We start from the raw sequence: 17,813 nt of genomic DNA on the forward strand, positions 1-17,813 counted from the left end.
GCCCTAGCGCGACATCATGTGCATCGATACGTTGTGCATGACCCACACCGTGCCAATGATCAGAAGAAGCGCTGTCAGCACGGTATAGCCGAACGCGACCACATTCCAGCGCTGATCCCGCGACAGGTTCATGTGCAGGAAGTACACCAGATGCACGACGATCTGCACGAAAGCCAGCACAGCGAGCGCGATGATCGCCGTCTGCGCAGGCAGCACGCGCCCGATCACAAGGGCGAAGGCCGCCCCGGTCAGGAGCACCGAAAGCACGAATCCGACGACATAGCCGCCCAGGCTGCCATGTCCGTGTTTCATCCGGGTTGAATGCGAATGAGCCATTTAGATCACGCCCGCCAGGTAGACAAAGGAAAAGACACAGATCCACACGATGTCGAGAAAGTGCCAGAAGAGGCTGAGGCACGTCAGCCTGCGGATTTCCCGCTCCGAAAGGTCGGGGTTGCAGATGATCTGGGCCGCGAGGACGGCCATCCATACGAGTCCGAGCGCAACGTGCAGGCCGTGCGTACCGACGAGCGCAAAGAACGACGACAGAAACGCGCTGCGATTCGGGCCAAAGCCTTCCCCGATCAGATGCCCGAACTCGCGAAGCTCGAGCCAGAGAAATCCAAGGCCGAGCAGAAAGGTCACGGCGAGCCATGCGAGTATCGTTCCGCCGCTGCGGCGCTCTGCGCCGAGCATCGCGAAGCCGAACGTGATGCCGCTGAGGAGCAGGACGGCCGTTTCCAGCGCGACGCCCGGAATGTCGAACAGATCCTTGCCGCTCGGCCCCCCCGCGTACTGATGCCCCAACACGCCGAACACAGCGAACAACGACGCGAAGAGGATGCAATCGGTCATCAGGTACAGCCAGAAACCGAACACCGAATGAGATGGAGCGTGATCGTCGTCCGGATAGTCCGGCTCCATGACGAGGGTTTTCTGCAACATTAGCTGGCCTCCACTGCCGCAAGCGCGTGAGCGCGTTTGTCTTCGATCTTCCTGACCGCCGATGCATCGATATAGTGGCCGTCGTTGTTGCGGAAGCTGTAGCCGATCACCGTCACCGCGATCGCAACGAGCGCCGCGATGGCAAGCCACCAGATATGCCACACCCCGGCGAAGCCCAGCACGAGGCTGAACATTCCCACGAACAATCCGGCGCTCGTGTTGGACGGCATGTGAATGTCGCGATAAGACGCCTGAGCGCCGAGGCCGTGCCCCGTCTCCTTCATGTGGGCGAATGCGTCGAGTTCATGCACCACTGGAAGGGTCGCGAAGTTGTACACGGGCGGCGGCGATGACGTCGCCCATTCGAGCGTGCGGCCGCCCCACGGGTCGCCCGTCGTATCGCGATATTGCGGCAGATTGCGGTCGCGCACGCTCACCCACACCTGCGCCACCTGATGCGCCACGCCGATCGCGATCAGCACCGCGCCGAAGGCCGCGACCATCAGCCACGGCTGCCATGCGGGATTGTCGTAATGATTCATGCGCCGCATCATGCCCATGAAGCCGAGCACATAAAGCGGCGTGAATGCGACGAAGAAGCCGACGAACCAGAACCAGAACGCGCGCTTGCCGAGTTTCTCGTTGAGCTTGAATCCGAACGCCTTCGGGAACCAGTAGTGAACGCCGGCGAGATACCCGAACACCACGCCGCCGATGATCGTGTTGTGAAAGTGGGCCACCAGGAACAGCGTGTTGTGAAGCAGGAAGTCCGCGCCGGGGATCGCCAGCATGACGCCCGTCATTCCGCCTATCGTGAACGTGATCATGAAGCCGATGGTCCACAGCACGGGCGTCGTGAATTCGAGGCGACCGCGATAGATCGTGAAGAGCCAGTTGAATATCTTCACGCCCGTCGGGATGGCGATGATCATGGTCATGATGCCAAAGAACGCATTGACGTTCGCGCCCGAGCCCATCGTGAAGAAGTGATGCAGCCACACCAGGAACGCGAGCACCATGATCACGCACGATGCGTACACCATCATGCGGTAACCGAACAGCGTCTTCTTCGCGAACGTCGCGACCACCTCCGAATAGATGCCGAACGCGGGCAGCACCAGAATATAGACCTCGGGGTGTCCCCATGCCCAGATCAGGTTCAGATAGACCATCGCGTTGCCGCCCCGGTCGTTCGTGAAGAAGTGCATGTCGAGATAGCGGTCGAGTCCGAGCAGCGCCAAGGCGACCGTCAGGATCGGGAACGTCGCCATGATGAGCACGTTCGAGCACAGCGCGGTCCACGTGAACACCGGCATCTTCATGAGCGTCATGCCGGGCGCGCGCATCTTGACGATCGTCACGAAGAAGTTGATCGCCGTAATGAGCGTGCCGACTCCGGACAACTGCAGGCTCCATATGTAATAGTCGACGCCCACGCCCGGACTGAACTCCAGCTCCGACAGCGGCGGATACGCGAGCCATCCGGTCTGTGCAAACTCGCCGACCACGAGCGACACGTTCATCAGGATCGCGCTGATGGCGGTCATCCAGAAGCTCAGCGAGTTGAGAAACGGGAACGCGACGTCGCGTGCACCGATCTGCAGCGGCACGACGAGGTTGAAGAAGCCGACCATCAGCGCCATTGCCATGAAGAAGATCATGATGACGCCGTGTGCGGTGAAGATCTGGTCGTAGTGATGCGGCGGCAGGAAGCCGGGTGAGAGGTACGAAAGTGCGAGCTGCGCGCGCATCAGGAGAGCGTCGATGAAGCCGCGCACCAGCATCAGCACCGCGACCACGATATACATGACACCGATGCGCTTGTGATCGACGCTCGTCAACCACTCGGTCCAGAGCCATTTCCATTTTCCGAGCCGCGTGAGAACGGCCGCCACGCCGAGCACGAGGATTGCCATGAAGGCGGCTGCCGCCATGATGATCGGCTGATCCGTCGGGATCGCCGAAAGGGTGAGTTTTCCGAACATGCGTTATCCCTGCGTTGCGCAGGCAGCATCCTTATCGAGGACGTTACCGTTGTTGTACTTTGCGATGATGTTGCGAAAGAGCTTCGAGTCGACAGTCGAGAAGTACCTGACCGGCTGGTTCTCGGCCGGCTGCGTCACCGCGCCGTAGACGTTCATGTCGAGCCGCTCGGGAGCCGCCCTGACCTTCGCGACCCATTCGTCGAACTCCGCGGGGGTCTGCGCGAGCGCCCTGAACTTCATGTCCGAATACCCCCGGCCGCTGTAGTTGGCAGAGAGCCCGGCGAAGTCGCCGGTTTCGTCGGCGATGAGATGCAGGCGCGTCTGCATGCCCGCCATCGCGTAGATCTGGCTGCCGAGCTGCGGGATGAAGAACGAGTTCATCACGGAGTCGGACGTGATCCGGAAATTCACCGGGGTGCCGACCGGAAAGGCCAGTTGATTGACCGTGGCAATGCCGAGATCCGGGTAGATGAAAAGTCACTTCCAGTCGAGCGCGACGACCTGCACGTTGATCGGCCTGACCGACGATTCGAGCGGGCGATACGGATCGAGTTCGTGGGTGGTTTTCCACGTCAGAACGCCGAGGAACAGGATGATCAGCGTAGGAATGGTCCAGACGACGACTTCGATTTTCGTGGAGTGCGCCCACTTCGGCTCGTAGCAGGCATCGCGATTCGACGCGCGGTAGCGCCATGCGAAGACCAGCGTCAGGATGATGACCGGAACGACTACGATCAGCATCGCAATGGTCGAGGTGATGATCAGCGATTTTTCGGCGGCACCGATGCTTCCCTTCGGATTGAGCAGGTCGAAATTGCATCCGGATAGACACGCAATCAGACCTGCCATGAGGAGGAGACGCATCCCCTTTCGAGTTATTCCGTTCATTTGATTTGCCTGGTCGTCATTGAATCTTTCCGGATGGGGCATGGTCGCGCTCGCAACAAACATGGGCGCTAAAAAGGAACCATGCGGGGGAAGATTCTATTCAGGCGGGCAGGCGAAGAAGTTGACAGCGATCAACGGAACGAGCCGCGGATTCAGGTGCATGCGAACTCCCCGAGCAAAGTCCGGTCTTGCGCGAGGCAAGCGTCACAGAGTATTGCCACACGTCAAAGATCGTGGCGAGGCGCCTGGGCCTGAACAGGCGGTGTGCTACTGCTCAAATGCAAACGGCACGCCAAACTGGCGTGCCGTTTCTGTCGAAGCGAGAGGCTGATGCGCTCAGTCGAGCAACAGCTTCAAATCGTGAACCCACGTTTCGACGCCCTGCCCGTCGCGTGCAAAGAGCCTCAGCTTGCCTTGCGGATCGAACACGTAGCTCGCAGCCGTGTGGTCCATCGTGTAATCGCCGGGCGTCTTGCCCTGCGCCTTCGCGTAGTACACCCGGAAGTCCTTGGCGACCTTCACGAGTTGCGCATCGTCGGCAGGCCGCAAGCCGATATACGACGGATTGAACGCCGACACATACTGGCCGAGCAGGTCCGGCGTATCGCGCGCCGGATCGACCGTGACCATCAGCACCTGAACGCGCTTTGCGTCGGGGCCGAGTTGCTGCAATGCCTGCGACAGCTCCGCGAGCGTAGTCGGGCAGACGTCGGGACAATGCGTGTAGCCGAAGAACAGGACGACGGCCTTGTCCTTGAAGTCGCCGAGCGTGCGGGCTTTACCCGTCGTGTCGGGCAGTGAGAAATTGCTGCCGAACTGCGTGTTGCCGGTAATGTCGAGATTCTTGAAGGCGGGCGCCTTCTCGCAACCGGCGAGCAGCGCGGCGCCGGCCAGCACGATGATGAATCGCGCGAATGTCCTGCGAATCAGAGCGGTCATGCGCCGATCACCGTGCGCACGTAATGATCGACGAGCAGCGCCCCGAACAGCAGCGACAGATACACGATCGAATAGCGAAACGTCTTGCGGGCGAGCATGTCGGAGTAGTCGCGATAGATCTTCCACGCGTAGCCGAGGAACACCCCGCCGAGCACCACCGCCGACGCCAGATAGATCACGCCGCTCATGCCGGAGATGAACGGCATCATCGTCACGGCGAAGAGGATCACCGTGTAGAGAAAGATGTGCAGCCGCGTGTATTGCTCTCCGTGAGTGTTCGGCAGCATCGGCAGGCCGGCGTTTTCGTAGTCCTTGCGCCGGTAGAGCGCGAGCGCCCAGAAATGCGGCGGCGTCCAGACGAAGATGATGAGGACGAGAATCCACGCGTCGCCCGGGACGGCGCCGGTTACGGCGGCCCATCCGAGCGCCGGCGGCATCGCGCCCGACGCCCCGCCGATCACGATGTTCTGCGGCGTGTACGGCTTGAGCAGCAGCGTATAGACGACGGCGTAGCCGACGAACGTGGCGAGCGTGAGCCACATCGTCAACGGGTTGGTGAACGTGTACAGCGTCGCCATGCCGGCGCCGCCGAGCACCGCCGAGAACAGCAGGATCTGCACCGGCGTGATCTCGCCGCGCGCCGACGGGCGCCACGACGTGCGCCGCATCAACGCATCGACCTTCTGCTCGACGAGGCAGTTGATCGCAAACGCCGCGCCTGCCAGCAGCCAGATGCCGATGGTGCCGCCGATCAGCACCGACCACGGCACCATGCCGGGCGTGGAAAGGAACATGCCGATCACCGCGCAGAACACGGCGAGTTGCGTCACGCGCGGCTTGGTCAGCGCAAGGTATTGCGAGACGCGGTTACCGGAGGGGGAAGTGAGTGTCGTGCTGTCCATGGGGATTTGGATTCACGCTGAAACGACGTCGCGCGCAGGAAGCACGGCGCGGCCGGGACGGCTGGAAGAGATTCGAAAGTTTAGCATAACGAGCAGCAGGATCAGGACGGCCGCGCCGCCATTGTGGGCCACGGCGATCGGCAGCGGCCATTGCAGGACGACGTTCGACAGGCCCGTCAGGAACTGCACGACGATCAGCAGCAAAACGCCGTTCGCGGGCTTGCGCAGCGACTCGAAGCGGCGCAGCTTCATGGCGAGCCACGCCATGTAAAGCACGACGACGACCGCGAAGGTCCGGTGCGTCCAGTGAATCGCGACCAGCGCGTCCTGCGAGATCACTTCGCCGTCACCCGTCATGCCGAGCGCGCGCCAGAGGTGAAAACCGTGCTCGAAGTTCATCGGCGGCACCCACTGGCCGTTGCAGAGCGGAAAATCCGTACACGCGAGCACGGCGTAATTCGTGCTCACCCAGCCGCCGAGCGCGATCTGCACGACGAGCAGCGCCAGCCCGAACAGGGCGGCGGCAAGCCAGCGCGCGGCCTCGGGTTCGTGCACGGGAATCGGCGTCTGGCGCGCCGCGAGCCAGCCGAGCGCGCCCAGCAGCGCGAGGCCGAGCAGCAGATGGAGCGTCACGATCACCGGCTGCAGCTTCATCGTGACCGTCCACGCGCCGAACGCGCCCTGCACGCAGATCAGCAGCAGTATCCCGGTGGGCCACCACGGCGAGACGTGCAGAGGGCGGCGCTTCACGCGCGCCGTCCACGCGATCACCACCTGCGCGATGATCAGCACGCCGATCGCCATCGCGAAATAGCGGTGCAGCATCTCGATCCATGCCTTCGCCAGGCTGACGGGGCCGGTCGGCATCGCCTGGTGCGCCGCCGTGATCGCGGCATGCGCGGTGAACGGCGATGCCGTGCCATAGCAGCCCGGCCAGTCGGGACAGCCCAGCCCGGAATCGGTCAGCCGGGTGAAGCCGCCGAACATGATGAGATCGAGCGTCAGAAAGGTCGTCAGCCAGACAAGCTTCCTGAACTTGTTGTCGTCGGCTTTGACCCACACGTATGAAAGCGGCAGCAGCGCGATACACAGGCCGATCAGGCCCAGTTGCAGAACGAACATTCTTCTCAATCCTCAACCGATGCGCGACCACTTCAGCAGCTTCGCCAGGTCGCCCTTGATCTTCGCCGGGTCCGGATCTTTCGGGAAACGCATCATCAGGTTGCCGTTCGGATCGACGAGAAAGATGTGATCGGTGAGCCGGGTGTCAGCGGACGTCGGCAACCATTGCGCGACCGCGCGCTGGTCGGCCACCAGCATCCGCGTGTCGGGCTGCGGGTACGCGGTTCTGATCACCTCGGACACCGGCTTGTCGTCCGTGCGCAGCCAGACGTTCACCACGCGCTCGCGCTCGGCCGACTGCAGCACGCGCACCTGGCGCATGAAGTAGAGGCGCGTTGCGCACTGCTCGTTACAGTCGCTGCCGTTCACGGTGATCATCAGCCATTTGCCGCGCAGCGACGTGAGCGGCATCGGCTGGCCCTTCTCGTCGGTGACCATCAGTTCTCCGGGGATCGGGCGCTGCGGTTCGATGAGCGCGCCGTAGCTCGTCGTGCCGCCTGTCGGCTTGAACACGTAATACATCAGATACGACGCGATGACCGGCGCCGCGCAGACGAGCGCGAGCAGGAGCAGCATCCAGCGGCCCTTGTTCCACGAGCCCTTCGTGGCCTGCTGGTGCTGCGCGCGCGCCTTGTTGATGGCGGACGGCGAGGGGCGTGGGGATTGCATCGACAAAACGTGGCCTCTATTTGATAACGCAGCGCGTTCGTTCGGAAAAGGGCGCTGCTCGGTATTCATGCGTCAGGCTTCAGGCGTGGCGCGGGTCGTTGTCCGGTTCGTCGGCCGCTGGGTCCTTCTTCGCGGCCCGGCGCGCCGCATACAGGCCGAACGCGAGCGCCGCGGCCGCCATGCCCCACCACTGGAACATGTAGCCGTAGTTGCGCTCGACGCCGAGCGTCGGCGCCGGCCAGTCGCGCACCAGCTTGTCGCCGGTGGCGCTCAGTTGCTGGATCACGAATGGCTGCAACGGCAAACCGGTTTCCGCGGCGTAGGCACTCACGTCGAGATTCTGCCGAATCTTCTGATGCGCCGCCGAGCCGCCGCTTCCCAGTTCGAACGCCTGCGACGCATTGGCGCGGGCAATTCCTTCAATCTCGATCTCGCCCTTCGGCGTCTCGTAAGGCTCGATGCCCGTGCGATCCGCAAGATTGCGCGGCAGCCACCCGCGATTCACGAGGACGTAGCCGCCATCGGCGAGTTTAAACGGCATCACGACGTAAAAACCCGGCTGATCGTTATAAGGCCGATTATCGAGATAAACCACCCGATCCGGCAAAAATTCGCCCCGCGCGAGCACGCGATGGAATTCGATGTCCTTGAGCGGTACGGGCGCTGCGCCGACGCGCCTGGCGGGCGCGTTTTCGAACGCGACGATCTGCGCATTGAGCGCTTCCTTCTGATGGGCGCGGTCACGCTGCCAGAAGCCGAGCCGCAAGGTGACGGCCACGACGATCAGGATCAGGAGCGCCGGCCAGAATCGGATCTTCATGCCGGACATCCGCCAGCCGCGACGCGGCACGTTGCATGCGGTGCGATAATTGAAGGGTTCACTTTCTTACGCCAATTGCCGGCTGGTTTCATGCATATCATCGTAGCCATCGCTTTCATCCTCATCATCGGCAGCCTCGGGTCGGCGCTGTATTTCATGATGACCGACAAGGGCCGAACCAAGCGCATGGTGTGGTCGCTTGCAACGCGCGTCGGGCTTTCCATCACGCTCTTCCTGTTCATCCTGTTCGCGCACTGGATGGGCTGGATCCAGTCGACCGGTATCCCGCTCGGACGCTGACGCAGCGCAAAGGTTCGTGCGGCGCTGAGCGGTTCACCCCGAATCGTGCAGTTTCGCTCCGTTCGGGCGTCGCCGGCTTCGATCCGCCACGCGCTTGCTGCGACATAAGCGCGCAGCATCGTTCCCAGTTCCGAAAAGCAAAACGCCGCCCCGGGAATGTCGAGGGCGGCGCTCAAAGCGTGGCTTCTTCTTGACTCAACTTCCCGGACGGCTCGTTTCACGACGCATCGCCCGTCCGACGCAAATCCTTACAGCCAGTACACGACGACGTACAGCCCGAGCCACACGACGTCGACGAAGTGCCAGTACCATGCGGCGCCTTCGAACGCGAAGTGATGCTCCGCCGTGAAGTGTCCGCGGATCAATCGCACCATCACCACCGTCAGCATCGTGCCGCCGAGGAACACGTGAAAGCCGTGAAAACCGGTCAGCAGGAAGAACGTCGAGCCGTAGACGCCCGACGCGAGCGTCAGGTTCAGTTCGTTATACGCGTGGAAATACTCGTAGCCCTGGCAGAACAGGAAGATGACACCGAGCAGGACGGTCGCCGCGAGCCAGATGATCGCCTTTCTGCGGTGATCCTCCCGCAACGCGTGGTGAGCCACGGTCAGCGTCGCCCCGGAGCTCAAGAGCAGCGCGGTGTTGATCGTCGGCAGCGGCCAGGGGGTCATTGCGCGGAAATGTCCGGCGAGCGCAGCCGGCCCGACGTTCGGCCACACGGCGCTGAAGTCCGGCCAGATCAGCTTGTAATCGAGGCTGCCGAGTTCGTGCATCGCGATGGCGCGCGCGTAGAACAATGCGCCGAAGAACGCCGCGAAGAACATCACTTCGGAGAAGATGAACCAGCTCATGCTCCAGCGGTACGACACGTCCACCCGCTTGCCATACATGCCGCTTTCGGATTCCGAGATCGCGTCGCCGAACCAGTGCCACAGCACGAACAGCACGAAGAGGATGCCGAGGAACGTCGTGTACGGCGCCCACGAGTGGCCGTTGATCCACTGTGCCAGCGAGCCGAGCGCGACCAGGAGGCCCGAGGCCGCCATGATCGGATGCCGTGACGGATGCGGCACGAAATAGTACGGGCTATCGTTTTGACCGCTCATTTTTGATTCTCCACTTCGATCCAGTTTCTTGATTTCTTTCCGCCACGGCCGCGCGCGTTCATCCACTCGCGCTCTGCCGGCCCGGCCACTCGATTCTTCAGCCCACCACCGCCCGCACGACCACGAGCAGCACGATGATGAACAGCACCGCTCCGAGCACAGCCGCCGCAACCACATGCAGCGGGTTCAGCTGAGCCGCGTCGCTTTCCAGGTCGGCCCGGCGGCGAACACCGAAAAACGACCAGAAAACCGCTTTGAGCAAGCGCAGGAAGCTCATCTTCTGCGCGGGCTTTCCCGGTTTCTCCACTTCGACCATCGTTCGTCCCCTGCCTGGGTTCGCGGCTTACGCCCCGTTACCGCCCTTGGCCACCGACTTCGGGGCGCTCAGCTCGAAGAACGTGTAGGACAGCGTGATCGTCTTCACGTCCTTCGGCAGCTTCGGATCCACCACAAACACCACCGGCATGCGCTTCGTCTCGTTGGCGGCGAGCGTCTGCTGGGTAAAGCAAAAGCATTCGATCTTCTTGAAATACTCGGTGGCCTGCTTCGGCGCATAGCTCGGAATGGCTTGCGCCTGAACCGTGCGCCCCTGCTCGTTGGTCACCTGATACATCACCGTCATTACTTCGCCGGGATGCACGTCAAGACTGCTCTGCTCTGGCTTGAACTGCAGCGGGCCGCGCGCGTTGGCATCGAATTCGATCGAAATCGTGCGGCTCGCATCGACCTGCGTATTTTTCGCCTCGCGCGCGCCGACGTCGCGCTGCACGAGATTGTTGATGCCGGTAATCGCGCAGATCGCCCGGTACATCGGCACCAGTGCGAAGCCGAATCCGAACATCAGCAACGCCACGACGACCAGCTTCACCAGCATCGAGCGGTTAAACGAGCGATCGGCTTGCGCCTCTTGCTGACTGGACACGATCTTGCTCACCCTCGGGACAGCAGATACTGATTGACGACGACAGCCACAAAAAAAGCGGCGGCGATGACAAGCAATACCAGACCGATCCGCTTGTTGCCCGCGCGGATTTGCTCGGGCGTTCGCCTTTCTTGTGGATTCCGGGTCATGCGTTGCACTTCTTGTTCCGTTATTCGCTGCAAGGCTCCGGGACGGAACCTTGCAGCATGTCGACAGTGCGTGTCTTACTCGACCGTCGGCGGGTTTTCGAACGTATGGAACGGCGCCGGGCTCGGCACGGTCCATTCGAGGCCTTCCGCGCCGTCCCACGGCTTGTCGCTCGCCTTTTCCAGTTCGCCGCCGCCGCGGTAGGCCGGCAGCGCGACAGCGAACAGGAAGTACACCTGCGCGAGACCGAAACCGAACGCGCCGATGGTCGCGACCTGGTTGAAGTCCGTGAACTGCGCCGGGTAGTCGGCATAGCGGCGCGGCATGCCCGCGAGGCCGAGGAAGTGCATCGGGAAGAACGTGATGTTGAAGAAGATCATCGACGCCCAGAAGTGGATCTTCCCGCGCGTTTCGTTGTACATCCAGCCCGTCCACTTCGGCGCCCAGTAGTACCAGCCGGAAAAGAGCGCGAAGAGCGATCCCGCCACCAGCACGTAGTGGAAGTGGGCCACCACGTAGTAGGTACCGTGCATCTGGATGTCGAGCGGCGCCATCGACAGGATCAGTCCGGTGAAGCCGCCCATCGTGAACACGAACAGGAAGCCGATTGCAAAGATCATCGGCGTTTCGAACGTGAGCGAACCGCGCCACATCGTCGCGACCCAGTTGAACACCTTCACGCCCGTCGGCACGGCGATCAGCATCGTCGCGTACATGAAGAACAGCTGGCCCGTCACCGGCATTCCGGTGGCGAACATGTGGTGCGCCCAGACCATGAACGAGAGAATCGCGATCGACGCCGTGGCATACACCATCGAGCTATAGCCGAAGAGCGGCTTGCGCGAGAACGCCGGAATCACCTGCGACACGATTCCGAACGCCGGCAAGATCATGATGTACACCTCGGGGTGCCCGAAGAACCAGAAGATGTGCTGGTACATCACCGGGTCGCCGCCGCCTGCCGCGTTGAAGAACGACGTGCCGAAGTGGCGGTCGAACAGCACCATCGTGATCGCGCCGGCCAGAACCGGCATGACCGCGATCAGCAGGTAGGCGGTGATGAGCCAGGTCCACGCGAACATCGGCATCTTCATGAGCGTCATGCCGGGCGCGCGCATGTTCAGGATCGTCACGACGATGTTGATGCCGCCCATGATCGACGACGCACCCATCAGGTGGACCGCGAAAATGGCGAAGTCCATGCCCGGGCCCATCTGGGTGGACAGCGGAGCGTAAAGCGTCCAGCCGGCGGCGGTGGCGCCGCCCGGTGCAAAGAACGAGCCCACGAGCAGCACGGCCGCGACCGGCAGCAGCCAGAAGCTGAAGTTGTTCATCCGCGCGAAGGCCATGTCCGATGCGCCGATCTGCAGCGGAATCATCCAGTTCGCGAAGCCGACGAACGCCGGCATGATCGCGCCGAACACCATGATGAGGCCGTGCATGGTGGTCAGCTGATTGAAGAACTCGGGCCGCATGATCTGCAGGCCGGGCTCGAAGAGCTCGGCGCGGATCATCAGCGCCATCACGCCCCCGGAGAGGAACATGATGAACGAGAACAACAGGTACAGCGTACCGATGTCCTTGTGGTTGGTGGCAAAGAGCCACCGGCGCCAGCCATGCGGCAATTCGTGCGCATGGTCGTGACCCGCGGCAACATCGTGTCCGATGCTAGACATGACAATCTCCTAAAGCGAATACTGCGGCACTTGGCTTTTCACGCGTGCTTTCCGGCAGGAAGTCGCGCGCGACACGTCAAGCAGCCGGACTGATCTCTACGCGACGGGCTTCCTTCGCATCCGCGCCGCCCGTGATGGATTCCGGCTTCTTCAAGACGATGCGATCCTCGGCGACGCCCGCGGCCTTCAGCGCGTCGCGCACGGCCTGAGCACGCGTCTTGGCGAGTTCGGCGTTCTTCTCGGCGGAACCGGTTGCGTCGGTGAAGCCAGACAGCACGAGCTTCGCGTCCGGATGCGCCTTCGCATAAGCGGCCGCGGCCTGCACGGCGGCGGCGGCATCGGAGGGCAGCGTGCTCTTGCCGGTTTCGAAGTAGATGCTTGCCGGCAGTCCGGCAGCCTGCGGGGCCGACGCGTCGGATGCGGCCGCCGGCGCGGCGCTCGCCGCCTCGGAAGCGGCTGCGGCCGGAGCCGATGCCGCATCGCCGCCTGCCGCCGCGAGATGATCGCCGCCTTCCGGCATCTTGCCGTTGCGCGCATCCGCGACCTGCATCGGCTGGAGGATGTCGGCCGTGTGATTGCCCCACGAATTGCGCTCGAACGTGACGACCGACGCGATTTCGACGTCGTTCAGCGCCGTGTTCCACGGCGGCATCGCGCCCTTGCCGTGCAGCACGATGTTCACGTGCTCGGCGATCGGTCCGTTCGCGATCTTGCTGCCGTCGAGCGCCGGGAACACGCCCGCGCCCTTGCCGTTCGGCTGGTGGCAGACCGCGCAGTTCGACGCATAGACCTTCTCGCCGCGCGCCTTCAGTTCGTCCATCGTATACGTCTTGTTCGGATCGTCCGCGGCGGCCGCGAGCTTCTTTTTCTGGTTGTCGACCCACTTCGCGTAGTCGTCGGCGGACAGCACTTCGACCACCACCGGCATGTACGCGTGCTCCTTGCCGCACAGCTCGGTACAGAAGCCGCGGAACGTGCCGACCTTATCGGCCTTGAACCACGTGTCGCGCACGAAGCCCGGAATCGCGTCCTGCTTCACGCCGAACGCGGGGACGTACCACGAGTGCACGACGTCGTTGGCGGTGGTGATGATGCGGATCTTCTTGTCGACCGGAACCACGAGCGGGTTGTCGACTTCCTGCAGATAGAGATTGGAGATCGGCTTCTGGCCGTTCACTTCGCTGCGCGGCGTGCTCAGCGTGGACAGGAAGCTGATGCCCTCGCCCGGACCCTTCACGTAGTCGTAGCCCCACTTCCACTGATAGCCGGTGACCTTGACGGTGAGGTCAGCGTTGCTCGTGTCCTTCATCGCGACGACGGCCTTCGTGGCCGGCAGCGCCATCAGCACGACGATGATGAACGGCACGATCGTCCAGATGATTTCGACGGTGGTGCTTTCGTGGAAGTTGGCCGCCTTGTGGCCTCTCGACTTGCGGTGCGCGAAGAGCGAATAGAACATCACGCCGAACACGCCGAGGAAGATCACGAAGCAGATGATCAGCATGAACGTGTGGAGGCTGAAGAGCTCCTCGGCGATCTTCGTCACAGGCTGCTGGAAGTTGAGCTCGTTGACACGAGGACCGCCAGGAGCGTCGTCGACCGCCAGGGCTGCGCCGGCAGCGAGCAGTCCGCCTGCCGCCAGCACGCCCGAGAGGGCTCGCTTGATTGTTTTCATAGCTTCCTTACCCAAAATTTCCATTCAAACCCTCGACCCCGTGTGCACCGCGTCTCGCCCCCGTCGACAGTGCCCGTTCCCGGTCAGGCGCAGCGCCTGAGCCAGGTCTGCAACTCGGCGGCAAACTGTTTGCGACGATGCTGTGCAAGGTGTAGCCCGATTTTCACCGACTGCCCGCGCGATACGATCGTGAGCGGCTCCCTCGGCGCCGCGCCCGCTTCGACCCGTACCCAGCGCGGGTTGAACTCGAACTGCGTCAATTCTTCGGCGTTCATCTGCTCGATCAACAACCGGTTCTGAAACAGCCGGATCCGCTCGTAGTCGACGGCATGGCGCGCGTAGACTGCGAACGCGATGCCCACCGCCAGCAACTCGATTCCGGTGAACGGCAACACCAGCCAGGCGCCGTTCAGAACAAGCATCATCGCGATACCCAGCGAAACCAGCGCGAGCGACACGTAAAAGCCCACGAACTGGCGCGGCGACACGGAGCAGTTGCGCTTCATCAGCCAGTCCTTCACAACCGGCTCGGTGTCCGTCAGCAATGCGCTCTGGTCCATCGCCGCCTCCCGTCAATCCGCTCGTGCCAATCGGATTTCGCCCAGAAACGTGCCAGCCGGGCGACAAACTGACGCATTATAGGCGCGTTACCGTGCATCCACAAGCAAGGGGCGGAACACCGCAAAGCCAAGCGCGACAAGCCTCTGCGCCCAATTGACGCAGGTTTTTACGCATTGCCGGGCACGCAAATTTCAGACATAACGGATGCCCTCTTTACCGCATCACCGATCCTTCCTCGACCCTCGCCCGATATCCTCGAGCCTCACGATTCCATGTCCTTCCGGTGTCATCCGGGGTACCGCCTTCCACGCGTGACCATAGATCACCTCGAACGTGAGCGGGATCGTGCCGTCCTCGCGCCGGCGCCCGTCGAGCGCCTTGTGAAGCGCGTCGCGCAAGGCCCGGCCGTCGATGTCCGCTCCTCCGGCACGCTCGAACGGATAGGCGCCCCAGCGCCGCACGTCGTTCAGCAGCGACTCGGGCGATCGATACGTAATGGTCAGGACCTCCTGGTCCATCACCGGAATCTCGAAGCCGCTTTCGACCAGCATGTCACCGAGATCATGCATGTCGACGAAGTCGATTGTGTGAGGCCGCGGCGCGATGCCCAACGAAGCTTCCGCGTCGCGATACGCGCCGCTCAGCTCGCGCAACGTGTCGGGGCCGAATGTGCTGAACATCAGGAGGCCATTGACCTTGAGCACGCGCTGCCACTCGGGAAACACGAGGTCGGGGCGCGCGTGCCAGTGCAGCGCGAGATTGGACCAGAGCAGCTCGAACGCCCCTGCGGCGAACGGCAGCGCCGCGAAGTCGGCCTGTGCGAGTTGCGGGCCGCGCGCGCCGAACGCCTTGCTGAGCGTCGCGGGGAGGAAGCGCCGCCAGCCGGCGCCCGCTTCCGAGTCGGCCGTTTCGGCGAGCGTTGCGCGCGCGAGCATCGCCGACGAGATATCGACGCCGAGCACCGACGCATCCGCGAACCGCTCGCGCAGGCCCGGCAGATCGGCGCCCGTGCCGCATGCGGCGTCGAGCACGCGCGTCGGCGCGACCTTGATGTATTCAAGGCGCTCGCGCATGCGCTGCGCAATTTCGCGCGGAAGGAACGCGACCTCGTCGAAGGCGGCGGCGCGAAGGTCGAAAATCTCGCGCAGACGGCGCGGATCATAGGCCGGTCGGCCAGATTTGGCGGGAGTTGGGGACATGGCGGTCTGCTCGCGAAGAGTGCGAAGTATACTCGGTCGTCCCGGAATCGGCCTGCGAAAGGCCGCCCTCACGCCACGCAGCGCGTGGATTTGTCTGCTTTTCCCGGAGTCGCGCGCATGAATGCCGGCAATCTCGTCCTGCCGTTCGGAAACCTGGCCCGTGCGCCGTTTTGTCGGCGCGCACGGCAGATGTTCGAGCGGCTTCTCGAGCTCGCCTTGCCGAATCAGTGCGCGTTATGTGGCAATTTGTCGCAGAGAACACTGTGTCGGGGATGCGACGAAACCTACTGGAACGAGCCGCGCGCGCGGTGCCTGCGATGTGCGCTGCCGTTGCCAGCGCTTCGGCTTGCGTGCGCCGCCCCTCGAAACGCACGAAGCGCGGGAAGACGCGAGTTGGATCGGCAATGCGCATCGTGCATCGCCGATCCGCCGCATTTCGATGCGACGCTCGCGCTTGCCGACTATCGCGCGCCGCTCGACACGCTCGCGCTCGACCTCAAGTTCCGCGCGAGCCTCGCAACGGCCCACGCGTTCGCCCGCCTTCTGCACGCCGCCTTCGAGAACAGCGATCTGCCGCTGCCCGATGTCGTGGCACCGGTGCCGTTGTCGAAGAAGCGCCTGACCGGGCGCGGCTACAACCAGGCGTGGGCGGTCGCGAGGCCGCTCGCACGGCGGCTCGGCGTCGAAGCCGACGCGATGCTCGCCGTGCGCACCACGAACACGCTGCCGCAGTCGAAGCTCGACCTCGACACGCGCCGCCGCAATGTCGCCAATGCGTTCGCCGTGACACGCGACGTGCGCGGCCGGCACGTGGCGATCGTCGACGACGTGATGACCTCCGGCGCGACGCTCGACGCCCTCGCCCGCACCCTCAAGGCCGCGGGCGCGCGTCGCGTGACGAATTTCGTCGCGTTGCGCACGCCGAAAGACTAACCCACTCTTTTCCGCTTCAAGCCCATGTTCAACGTCGTTCTAGTCGAGCCCGAAATTCCGCCGAACACCGGCAACGTGATCCGCCTCTGCGCCAACACCGGCGCACGGCTGCATCTGATCGAGCCGCTCGGCTTCCCGCTCGACGACGCCAAAATGCGCCGCGCCGGGCTCGATTATCACGAGTACGCGCAGATGCACGTGCACGCCAGCTGGGACGCGTTCGTCGCAAAGGAAGCGCCCGACGCGACGCGCATGTTCGCGTTCACGACCCGCGGCGCGTCGCCGTTCTTCGGGCACGCGTTCAGGCCCGGCGACTGGTTCGTCTTCGGCGCCGAGACGCGCGGCCTGCCGGATGACGTACTCGCCCGCGTTCCCGCCGAGCAGCGCGTGCGCCTGCCGATGCGGCCGGGCAACCGGAGCCTGAATCTGTCGAATACGGTGGCGGTGGTGACGTTCGAGGCGTGGCGTCAGGCGGGTTTCGAAGGCGGCACCTGAGCGGCAAGCTCCTTCAGATAGAGCGCGAGCATGTCCTGCTGGAAGCACGCGAAGATCACGCGTTCGAGCGCGGGCACCGAGGGAAGCGTTCCGATGACGGTGCCGACCGCGATCCGCACCGCATCCTCGGGCGGAAAGCGATAGACGCCGCAACTGATCGCCGGGAACGCAATCGACTTGCAGCCCGCCTCCCGCGCCAGTTCGAGCGAGCGCCGGTAGCAGCTTGCGAGCAGCGCGGATTCGTTGCGCGTTCCGCCACTCCACCGCGGCCCGACTGCGTGGATCACATGCCTCGCCGCGAGATCGTGGCCGCCGGTGATTTTCGCGTCGCCGGTCGCGCAGCCGTGCAGCGTCTCGCATTCGCGCAACAGGCCGCGCCCCGCCGCCCGGTGGATCGCGCCATCCACGCCGCCGCCGCCCAAAAGCGACGTATTCGCCGCGTTGACGATGGCATCGACGGCGAGCGTCGTGATATCGGCGACCTGTGCGTCGAGCGTGCAATGACCGATGGCGAACATGGCGAAACCTC

The 17,813-nt window shown here is 63.3% G+C and carries 20 protein-coding genes and 1 pseudogene; 3 read left to right on the forward strand and 18 right to left on the reverse strand.

The genetic code is table 11. From position 1 onward, the window contains the following. Positions 1-3: 3 nt before the first annotated feature. The 9 genes and pseudogenes from cyoD to BG61_RS01390 form a co-directional block, all read right to left on the reverse strand. On the reverse strand, positions 4-336 hold the full coding sequence (cyoD, locus tag BG61_RS01350) for a cytochrome o ubiquinol oxidase subunit IV (protein ID WP_035941369.1): 333 nt from the start codon (positions 334-336) through the stop codon (positions 4-6). Beyond that, positions 337-945, reverse strand: coding sequence for a cytochrome o ubiquinol oxidase subunit III (cyoC, locus tag BG61_RS01355; RefSeq protein ID WP_035941370.1), 609 nt, complete (start codon positions 943-945; stop codon positions 337-339). Next, positions 945-2,930 (reverse strand): cytochrome o ubiquinol oxidase subunit I, encoded by a 1,986-nt coding sequence (gene cyoB / locus BG61_RS01360; RefSeq protein ID WP_035941373.1) that lies wholly within the window; start codon positions 2,928-2,930, stop codon positions 945-947. Before cyoB ends, cyoC begins: the two co-directional genes overlap by 1 nt. A 3-nt stretch (positions 2,931-2,933) precedes the next feature. Continuing rightward, positions 2,934-3,818: pseudogene (gene cyoA, locus BG61_RS01365) on the reverse strand (ubiquinol oxidase subunit II). A gap of 336 nt (positions 3,819-4,154) precedes the next feature. Continuing rightward, positions 4,155-4,757 carry an SCO family protein gene (locus BG61_RS01370; protein ID WP_051672202.1) on the reverse strand — a complete coding sequence of 201 codons (603 nt, stop codon included), beginning with the start codon at positions 4,755-4,757 and terminating at the stop codon, positions 4,155-4,157. Beyond that, positions 4,754-5,659 (reverse strand): heme o synthase, encoded by a 906-nt coding sequence (gene cyoE / locus BG61_RS01375; protein ID WP_035941374.1) that lies wholly within the window; start codon positions 5,657-5,659, stop codon positions 4,754-4,756. The genes BG61_RS01370 and cyoE overlap by 4 nt, the downstream gene beginning before the upstream one ends. A gap of 12 nt (positions 5,660-5,671) precedes the next feature. Further along, positions 5,672-6,781, reverse strand: coding sequence for a COX15/CtaA family protein (locus tag BG61_RS01380; RefSeq protein WP_035941375.1), 1,110 nt, complete (start codon positions 6,779-6,781; stop codon positions 5,672-5,674). A gap of 12 nt (positions 6,782-6,793) precedes the next feature. Next, a complete protein-coding gene (locus BG61_RS01385; RefSeq protein WP_081867960.1) occupies positions 6,794-7,450 on the reverse strand; it encodes an SCO family protein in 657 nt (218 codons plus the stop codon). A gap of 79 nt (positions 7,451-7,529) precedes the next feature. Then, entirely contained in the window at positions 7,530-8,270 is a 741-nt protein-coding gene (locus tag BG61_RS01390) for an SURF1 family protein (RefSeq protein WP_035941533.1), read from the reverse strand. A 90-nt stretch (positions 8,271-8,360) separates the two neighbouring features. Here BG61_RS01390 and BG61_RS01395 point away from each other — a divergent pair, with 90 nt between their 5' ends. After that, positions 8,361-8,570, forward strand: a complete 210-nt coding sequence (locus BG61_RS01395) for a twin transmembrane helix small protein (RefSeq protein ID WP_035941377.1) — start codon at positions 8,361-8,363, stop codon at positions 8,568-8,570. A gap of 248 nt (positions 8,571-8,818) precedes the next feature. Here the strand turns inward: BG61_RS01395 and BG61_RS01400 are convergent, their stop codons facing one another. The 8 genes from BG61_RS01400 to BG61_RS01435 form a co-directional block, all read right to left on the reverse strand. Further along, the gene (locus BG61_RS01400) at positions 8,819-9,676 is read right to left on the reverse strand and encodes a cytochrome c oxidase subunit 3 (RefSeq protein ID WP_035941378.1); all 858 of its coding nucleotides are present in this window, start codon (positions 9,674-9,676) and stop codon (positions 8,819-8,821) included. A gap of 97 nt (positions 9,677-9,773) precedes the next feature. Beyond that, positions 9,774-9,992, reverse strand: a complete 219-nt coding sequence (locus BG61_RS01405; protein ID WP_035941379.1) for a DUF2970 domain-containing protein — start codon at positions 9,990-9,992, stop codon at positions 9,774-9,776. 27 nt (positions 9,993-10,019) lie between these two features. Then, positions 10,020-10,598 carry a cytochrome c oxidase assembly protein gene (locus BG61_RS01410; RefSeq protein WP_035941534.1) on the reverse strand — a complete coding sequence of 193 codons (579 nt, stop codon included), beginning with the start codon at positions 10,596-10,598 and terminating at the stop codon, positions 10,020-10,022. Positions 10,599-10,606: 8 nt separating this feature from the next. Continuing rightward, positions 10,607-10,747: a cytochrome oxidase small assembly protein gene (locus tag BG61_RS43160; RefSeq protein ID WP_035941381.1), complete on the reverse strand. Its 141-nt coding sequence runs from the start codon at positions 10,745-10,747 to the stop codon at positions 10,607-10,609. Positions 10,748-10,822: 75 nt separating this feature from the next. Beyond that, positions 10,823-12,421: a cytochrome c oxidase subunit I gene (gene ctaD / locus BG61_RS01420; RefSeq protein WP_035941383.1), complete on the reverse strand. Its 1,599-nt coding sequence runs from the start codon at positions 12,419-12,421 to the stop codon at positions 10,823-10,825. A gap of 76 nt (positions 12,422-12,497) precedes the next feature. Then, positions 12,498-14,120: a cytochrome c oxidase subunit II gene (coxB, locus tag BG61_RS01425; protein WP_035941384.1), complete on the reverse strand. Its 1,623-nt coding sequence runs from the start codon at positions 14,118-14,120 to the stop codon at positions 12,498-12,500. Positions 14,121-14,179: 59 nt separating this feature from the next. Continuing rightward, positions 14,180-14,656 carry a DUF2244 domain-containing protein gene (locus BG61_RS01430; protein WP_035941386.1) on the reverse strand — a complete coding sequence of 159 codons (477 nt, stop codon included), beginning with the start codon at positions 14,654-14,656 and terminating at the stop codon, positions 14,180-14,182. 222 nt (positions 14,657-14,878) lie between these two features. Further along, positions 14,879-15,856, reverse strand: a complete 978-nt coding sequence (locus tag BG61_RS01435) for a methyltransferase domain-containing protein (protein ID WP_035941388.1) — start codon at positions 15,854-15,856, stop codon at positions 14,879-14,881. 117 nt (positions 15,857-15,973) lie between these two features. On the opposite strand from BG61_RS01435, the gene BG61_RS01440 reads away from it, so the two are divergent. Next, positions 15,974-16,789: a ComF family protein gene (locus BG61_RS01440; RefSeq protein ID WP_081867957.1), complete on the forward strand. Its 816-nt coding sequence runs from the start codon at positions 15,974-15,976 to the stop codon at positions 16,787-16,789. A 24-nt stretch (positions 16,790-16,813) separates the two neighbouring features. Continuing rightward, the gene (gene trmL / locus BG61_RS01445) at positions 16,814-17,284 is read left to right on the forward strand and encodes a tRNA (uridine(34)/cytosine(34)/5-carboxymethylaminomethyluridine(34)-2'-O)-methyltransferase TrmL (protein WP_035941389.1); all 471 of its coding nucleotides are present in this window, start codon (positions 16,814-16,816) and stop codon (positions 17,282-17,284) included. Here the strand turns inward: trmL and BG61_RS01450 are convergent. Further along, positions 17,257-17,802, reverse strand: a complete 546-nt coding sequence (locus BG61_RS01450; RefSeq protein ID WP_035941392.1) for an O-acetyl-ADP-ribose deacetylase — start codon at positions 17,800-17,802, stop codon at positions 17,257-17,259. The genes trmL and BG61_RS01450 overlap by 28 nt on opposite strands. Between the last annotated feature and the right edge of the window lie 11 nt (positions 17,803-17,813).

The sequence above is a fragment of the Caballeronia glathei genome (assembly GCF_000698595.1).
Lineage (GTDB): Bacteria > Pseudomonadota > Gammaproteobacteria > Burkholderiales > Burkholderiaceae > Caballeronia > Caballeronia glathei.

What these genes read in the sequence shown, in the direction of transcription:
- cyoD (WP_035941369.1), bottom strand. Translation starts at nt 336, where the DNA reads ATGGCTCATTCGCATTCAACCCGGATGAAACACGGACATGGCAGCCTG.
- cyoC (WP_035941370.1), bottom strand. Translation starts at nt 945, where the DNA reads ATGTTGCAGAAAACCCTCGTCATGGAGCCGGACTATCCGGACGACGAT.
- cyoB (WP_035941373.1), bottom strand. Translation starts at nt 2,930, where the DNA reads ATGTTCGGAAAACTCACCCTTTCGGCGATCCCGACGGATCAGCCGATC.
- BG61_RS01370 (WP_051672202.1), bottom strand. Translation starts at nt 4,757, where the DNA reads ATGACCGCTCTGATTCGCAGGACATTCGCGCGATTCATCATCGTGCTG.
- cyoE (WP_035941374.1), bottom strand. Translation starts at nt 5,659, where the DNA reads ATGGACAGCACGACACTCACTTCCCCCTCCGGTAACCGCGTCTCGCAA.
- BG61_RS01380 (WP_035941375.1), bottom strand. Translation starts at nt 6,781, where the DNA reads ATGTTCGTTCTGCAACTGGGCCTGATCGGCCTGTGTATCGCGCTGCTG.
- BG61_RS01385 (WP_081867960.1), bottom strand. Translation starts at nt 7,450, where the DNA reads ATGCAATCCCCACGCCCCTCGCCGTCCGCCATCAACAAGGCGCGCGCG.
- BG61_RS01390 (WP_035941533.1), bottom strand. Translation starts at nt 8,270, where the DNA reads ATGAAGATCCGATTCTGGCCGGCGCTCCTGATCCTGATCGTCGTGGCC.
- BG61_RS01395 (WP_035941377.1), top strand. Translation starts at nt 8,361, where the DNA reads ATGCATATCATCGTAGCCATCGCTTTCATCCTCATCATCGGCAGCCTC.
- BG61_RS01400 (WP_035941378.1), bottom strand. Translation starts at nt 9,676, where the DNA reads ATGAGCGGTCAAAACGATAGCCCGTACTATTTCGTGCCGCATCCGTCA.
- BG61_RS01405 (WP_035941379.1), bottom strand. Translation starts at nt 9,992, where the DNA reads ATGGTCGAAGTGGAGAAACCGGGAAAGCCCGCGCAGAAGATGAGCTTC.
- BG61_RS43160 (WP_035941381.1), bottom strand. Translation starts at nt 10,747, where the DNA reads ATGACCCGGAATCCACAAGAAAGGCGAACGCCCGAGCAAATCCGCGCG.
- ctaD (WP_035941383.1), bottom strand. Translation starts at nt 12,421, where the DNA reads ATGTCTAGCATCGGACACGATGTTGCCGCGGGTCACGACCATGCGCAC.
- coxB (WP_035941384.1), bottom strand. Translation starts at nt 14,120, where the DNA reads ATGGAAATTTTGGGTAAGGAAGCTATGAAAACAATCAAGCGAGCCCTC.
- BG61_RS01430 (WP_035941386.1), bottom strand. Translation starts at nt 14,656, where the DNA reads ATGGACCAGAGCGCATTGCTGACGGACACCGAGCCGGTTGTGAAGGAC.
- BG61_RS01435 (WP_035941388.1), bottom strand. Translation starts at nt 15,856, where the DNA reads ATGTCCCCAACTCCCGCCAAATCTGGCCGACCGGCCTATGATCCGCGC.
- BG61_RS01440 (WP_081867957.1), top strand. Translation starts at nt 15,974, where the DNA reads ATGAATGCCGGCAATCTCGTCCTGCCGTTCGGAAACCTGGCCCGTGCG.
- trmL (WP_035941389.1), top strand. Translation starts at nt 16,814, where the DNA reads ATGTTCAACGTCGTTCTAGTCGAGCCCGAAATTCCGCCGAACACCGGC.
- BG61_RS01450 (WP_035941392.1), bottom strand. Translation starts at nt 17,802, where the DNA reads ATGTTCGCCATCGGTCATTGCACGCTCGACGCACAGGTCGCCGATATC.